Here is a 5247-nt window from a genome sequence, read left to right on the forward strand (position 1 = left end):
CCTGGCGCACGGCTTCAAAGAGGTCGTGCGGGCCGGTAGCGCCGACGGAAGCATAGTCGATCCAGTCGCTGTGGACATCAAGGTCCGGGTTGCCCGACCGGCGCGCCTCGTGAATGTTCCAGCGGTGCTGGTCCGCCGCGGCACCGTCATAAGTCACCGATGTCAGCGGCGCATGCTTCAATCCGTAGAGCAGATTGTCGCGGAGGCTTGCCTGGAACAGGAAAACATCGGACGAGGCATAGGACATGCGCCGGCCGGTCACTGCTTCAGGGAGTTCAAGCAGGTCGTCGGCACCCGAAGCGACCTTTCCGCTTTCCGGCCAGCTCAGCCGCGCGAAGGCCTCTGCAAGCGCCTCCGCTCCACCTGTTGAGGTGCTGACCAGCGCCACCGTCTCACCGGGGTTCACCTGCAGAGAGACCCGGTCGAGGAGCATTGCACCGCCATCGTCTGCCATGGACAGACCGATCGCCGACAGAGGTTTGGTCATCGGACCGGGATCATCGATCGTCAGTGCGCCGATTTGCGGCGCAATGAGACCCTCGACGGTGAATTGTTCGACGACCTGCTGGTATTTGACCTGGACATCCTGCCGATCCTGATCCCAGTCGATCAGTTCCTTCATCGGTCCGGGCAGGTCCTTGTAGGCGCCGATCACGGCCACGAGCTGGCCAACGTCCAGCCGGCCATGGATGACCAGGTAACCGCCGACCATGTAGAACAGAAAGGGCGTGATCTGCGCGAGAAAATTGTTGAGGAACTTCACCATGAATTTCCATTGGTAAAGATCGAAGCGGATCTTGAAGATGAGCCCGAGCCGGGCAGCTATGTCGGCGCGCTCGTAGTTTGATGTATCATGGACGTGAACCGCGCCGATGCCGTCGACGATTTCGCCGACGCGGCCCGATAGCGCGCGCGCCGTCAACTGCCGTTTACGCCCGAGCACGATCAGCCGCCGCCGCATTCGCGGGATGAGCACGATCTGGATCAAAACGATTACGGCGGCGATCATTCCGAGCCAGAAGTTCTGGACCACGATGAACAGCATGGCCGTCACCGCCTGGCCGCCGAGCAGCACCGGCTGCAGGAAAGCATCGCCGATGAACCCGCCCAGCGGCTCCACCTCGTCCTTCACCATGGTTGCCACCTCGGCGGATTTCACGCGCTTGAAATAACGCGGCGGAAACCGCAGCACACGATCGACCAATTCGAAGCGGATACGGCGCAGCATGCGTTCGCCGAGGCGGCCCTTGTAGGTGTTGATGTAGAATTTGAACAGGCCGTTGATGATGACCAGCAGGAGGAACACGAGGCTGAGGGCAAACAGCGTCGTCGTGCGGTCGAGCTGAAAGCCAGGAAAGAACTGGACCTCTCCGATGAACGGCAGGTTGTAGTGCAGCCTCATGAATGGCTGGGTCGCGCCCGGTTGCTCGAACCCCTTGCCTTGGATCGGGCCGTTGACGATCAGCTTCGGCAGGTCAAAGGACATGAAATACGGGATCATCGAAAGCAAGACGATAACCAATATCCAGAGCTGCTGCTTCTTGGTGTGCGTCCAGATATAGCGAGCTAGGCTGGGTTCCATATGCGACTGTGAACCTTCAGTTCAAAGAACAAAGTAAAAGCATCGGCTGGTGGACGGCGCATCGGCAATCATCGCCGGCGACGCGTTCGAAGCCTGCGAGGCGGCTTGGCGAGGCAAGATTGCGTTGTGTCGCCCGAAATCCCAACGTACAAGGCGAATATGATGGATGTCACGCAACCGCGCAATGCCGGCATGGACGGGCACGAGCAGGCCTTGGACCTCACGCGGGGAATTGCCGCCTATGTCAACCACCCTCTCGTGGCAGGGCTGGCGCGCGTCATCGCCAAACATCCGCAGGCCGACATCGCCAACGCCTTCAACCACAAGCAGGTGGCCTGCAAGATGTGGGCGCTCGACAGACTGTTCGAAAGCTGCGGCGGGCGCTTCGCGCGCATATGGGTTCTGGGCGGATGGTACGGCATCTTGCCGGCGATGCTTTTCAACGACCCCCGCTTCGACATCGCGACGATTGACAGCATCGACATCGATCCCGAAGTCGCGCCGGTTGCCCAGACCCTCAACCGGGAAGCCGGCGACCGGTTCCGGGCGCTGACAGCCGATATGTACGCACTCGACTATGCGGCCGGGCCGTCCGACCTGATAGTCAATACGAGCTGCGAGCACATCGCCGATCTGCGCGCCTGGCTTGCCCTGCTCCCGCGGGGCACGAATGTACTGCTGCAATCGAATGACTATTTCAGCGAGCCGACGCACATTAACTGCGTGGCTTCACTTGCAGCCTTCGAGGCAATGGCGGCGCTGCGGGAGATACGATTCTCCGGCGAACTACCGACAAAAAAATATACGCGCTTCATGCTGATTGGGACGGTTTAGTGCCTTTCGTCCAAAACCGCGTAGCGGTTTAGGACAACGACATGCATCAAGACTTAAAGCGCGTCGACTGAATCCGTTCAGCGCGACGCGCTTTAGGCCCCGCCGTCTGCTTGGTCATGTCCCGGGCCCCATTTTTAGCGACCGCGTTCGATGCCGCTCGCGCAGGATTTGCGCCGAGTGATGCGCCCCTTCCAGATCGAGACGATGCGCGGACGGCCTCGGCGCCACCAGCGCCTGTTCGATCGCCTGCGCCAAACCTTCAGGCGTCAGGTCCTTTTCCATCAGCACCGTTGCAAGACCGAGTTCTTCGAGCATCAGGGCGCGAACCGTTTGTTCGGTTTCCCCGCCGGCTGCAAACGGCACGAGCAGGGAGCGACAACCCGCGCGCAGGACATCGCAGACCGTGTTGTAACCCGCCTGCGAGACCGACAGGCGGGCACCGGTCAGCAGGCTGGCGAAATCCTCGCGGAAGCGGAAGATGGACAGGCCCGGCGTGGCATCGCGTGCGATCGCGTCAAACTCGTCTTTCGGCAGGTTGGGGCCGGTGATCAAACACCATTTCCAGCCATTTTTGGCATTCCGCGCCGCTGCGATGGTGGAACTGACAAGACCCCTCCCGGCAGCTCCACCGCCAACCGACACCAGAATGTCGAAGCGCTCGGAGGCCGCGGGCGATGGCGGCGCGGCAACGAGCCCTGTGTAGGTGACCTCGGCCCTGATTGCCCAGGCTAGTGGAAATGTCCTGTCGATGGTTGCGAAAGTTGGGTCGCCGTGGACCATGACAAGGTCGAAATGCCTGTTGATGAGATCGACCGTTTCCTCGTTTCGGCCCGGCTTGACGCGCTCCTGAAGGATATCGCGGACGGACGTCGCCAGCAGCGGTCTGGGCGATGTCGCCTCGATGGCTTCGAGCAGCGGCATGAGTTCGAAGCGCATCTGCCGGCGTCCAAATGGAAAGGCCTCGACAATGACGATATCAGGTCTGCAATCCCGGTATGCCTGCAGCAGCATCTCTGAACGCCGTTTCTTGAAATCATCGTCGATGGGCTTGCCCTGCAGGTCGACAAGTCCGGAAAATCCTTCATCACCGGAGGTGACAGGCGGCAGGGTTACAGTTTTCACCCCTGGTCCCGGAAACCCCGCGATCGGCGCGCCGCCGGTCACGACGGTTACGTCAAACCCGACATCGACCAGTGCCGCTGCGATGCGGCTGGAGCGAGCGAGATGGCCGATACCGAGCAGGTGCTGGACATAGAGGAAGACGCGCTTCAATCGGCGGCCCGCCACTCGCGCTCGAACAGTTCCTTGAGCTGTCCGATGCTTGCCGTATGGTCGAAATTGCCGCGCACGCGCCGCTCGGCGGCGTCGCCGAGGCGGGCGCGCAGCACGGGATCGCGGATCAGGCGCTCCAGCGCCTGTGCGAGGGCAATTGGGTTTTCCGTCGGAACCAGCAGCCCGGTTTCATCCGGCGACAAAAGCTCCGGCACGCCGGAAATATCGGTCGACACGCAGGCAAGCCGCTGGCTGGCCGCCTCCACCAGAACATTCGGCAGACCGTCCCGGTCGCCATTTGCGGTGATCCTGCAGGCCAGGGCGAAGATGTCGGCGCACCGGTAGTGCTCAAGCACCTCCTCTTGCGCAAGCGCGCCCTTCCAGGACACGCGACCATCCAGTCCGAACTTTTGCGCCAGCGCCTTGAGCCGTTCCAGTTCCTCGCCGCCGCCGATATGCTCGAAATGCCACGCCAAATCGCCAGGCAATAGGGCAAGCGCCTCCAGCAAGGTATCGTAACCTTTCTTTGCAACTGCGCGCCCGACACTGAGAATGATAACCGGGTCGTCCGCCGCCGAGCCGTCATGCTGTTTTCGCGCCTCGCCGAAACTGCCGAAGCGATCAAGGTCAAGCCCATGGTAGCTCAGATGCACGGACGAGTTGCCGTTTGCGAGTTCTTTAAGACGATCGAAGCCGGTTTTCGTGCAAGTGACCGTCCAGCGCGCCGAGGAAAGCTTGCCGGCCAGATCCCAGTCCGCAGAAGTCCAGATGTCCTTGGCATGGGCTGAGCAGCTCCAGGGCAGGCCACGAAGCTGGCTGACGTAGCGCGTCACCGATGCCGGCGTGTGCGCGAAATGCGCATGCAACCATCCCGCGTCTTCCGGCCATTCGGCCGCCAGCACGAGCGCTTGCCCGAAGCGGCGCACGCGATTGCGCGTAAAGTCGCGGCGGATATCGGCAGCCAGCGATCCGAGCGCGCGCCAGAACCCCGGCCGCAGCAGATAGGCAAACAGCGAGCGAAGCACGCGCAGCGGCTCTTCATGCAGATATTCCGGCAGATAACGGATGGGCGCCTTGATCTCGTCATGCACAGGGTGGCGTTTTGCGTCGGTCGGCCGCCTGAGCGCGACGAGTATCAGGTCAAATCCCGCGCGCTCCAGACCGAGCAGTTCCTGCGCGATGAAGGTTTCCGACAACCGCGGATAGCCCTTTAGAACCACGACGATCTTGCGACGTTGCAACTCAGCTCATTCCCTCAATGACCGAAAGGTGAGGGCTGGCCCGCCGATCGAGCAGTTCTGCGACGATTTCGGAAATATGAGGCAGTCCTTCCAGCCTCAGATGCGGATTGCTCTGAGATGGGCGGGGCCGGTCCGGCAGCGCCACCAGTGCATCGGCAAACCGCTGGGAATCCTTGGCTTCGTCCGGCAAAAGCATCTCGATAAGGCCGAGTTCGGCTGCGCGCCGAGCGCGGATCAGTTGTTCCTCACGGGGCTCGACGCGCGGCACGATTAGCGCCGGCTTGTCGAAAGACAGTATCTCGCAATAGGTGTTGTAAC

4 protein-coding genes and 1 pseudogene are annotated in these 5247 nt (G+C 61.5%); 1 reads left to right on the top strand and 4 read right to left on the bottom strand.

What is annotated here, in order from left to right; all coding sequences use genetic code 11:
* On the bottom strand, window positions 1-1582 hold a 1582-nt coding region (locus EOA27_RS20510; RefSeq protein ID WP_145970440.1), incomplete at its 3' end, for an ABC transporter ATP-binding protein.
* Window positions 1583-1744: 162 nt separating this feature from the next.
* Between EOA27_RS20510 and EOA27_RS20515 the strand changes: the two genes are divergently transcribed.
* A complete protein-coding gene (locus tag EOA27_RS20515; RefSeq protein ID WP_127249239.1) occupies window positions 1745-2416 on the top strand; it encodes a class I SAM-dependent methyltransferase in 672 nt (223 codons plus the stop codon).
* A 114-nt stretch (window positions 2417-2530) separates the two neighbouring features.
* Here the strand turns inward: EOA27_RS20515 and EOA27_RS20520 are convergent, their stop codons facing one another.
* The 3 genes and pseudogenes from EOA27_RS20520 to EOA27_RS20530 all read right to left on the bottom strand — a co-directional run.
* The gene (locus EOA27_RS20520) at window positions 2531-3688 is read right to left on the bottom strand and encodes a glycosyltransferase family protein (protein ID WP_126081338.1); all 1158 of its coding nucleotides are present in this window, start codon (window positions 3686-3688) and stop codon (window positions 2531-2533) included.
* Complete coding sequence (locus EOA27_RS20525) at window positions 3685-4929, bottom strand: glycosyltransferase (protein ID WP_126081337.1); 1245 nt, start codon at window positions 4927-4929, stop codon at window positions 3685-3687. Before EOA27_RS20525 ends, EOA27_RS20520 begins: the two co-directional genes overlap by 4 nt.
* A gap of 1 nt (window position 4930) precedes the next feature.
* Window positions 4931-5247, bottom strand: a pseudogene (locus EOA27_RS20530) (hypothetical protein); the annotation flags it as partial.

The sequence above is a fragment of the Mesorhizobium sp. M2A.F.Ca.ET.037.01.1.1 genome (assembly GCF_003998075.1).
Taxonomy (GTDB): Bacteria; Pseudomonadota; Alphaproteobacteria; order Rhizobiales; family Rhizobiaceae; genus Mesorhizobium.

Coding starts and splice junctions, on each gene's coding strand:
- EOA27_RS20515 (WP_127249239.1), top strand. CDS start 1,745: ATGGATGTCACGCAACCGCGCAATGCCGGCATGGACGGGCACGAGCAG.